We start from the raw sequence: 238 nt of genomic DNA on the forward strand, positions 1-238 counted from the left end.
TGATACGGTAGCCATTGAAACGTTCGCTTCGCGCGCTACATCATAGATTGTTACGTTCATCTCATCGCACACTCCTTCTGTTTTTGTTATCTATTTTTATGTATCGGTTACTTGAATGAAAAAAAGACATCAACTCTATTTGCAGATGCCACCAATCGTCCCGAGTTCTTCCTTTTACTAATGATACGATAAAAACGCAGGCTCATACAATATTTTCCCGCAAAAGTTTCGAAAAAAT

The 238-nt window shown here is 37.8% G+C and carries 1 protein-coding gene; it reads right to left on the minus strand.

Features of this window, described 5'->3' with window-relative positions; all coding sequences use genetic code 11:
- Positions 1 to 60, minus strand: a 60-nt coding sequence (locus SB717_RS39310; protein WP_410908729.1) for a LacI family DNA-binding transcriptional regulator, incomplete at its 3' end; no start/stop codon positions are given.
- Positions 61 to 238 lie beyond the last annotated feature (178 nt).

It is taken from the genome of Priestia sp. SIMBA_032 (assembly GCF_046535215.1).
Classification (GTDB): Bacteria; Bacillota; Bacilli; order Bacillales; family Bacillaceae_H; genus Priestia; species Priestia aryabhattai.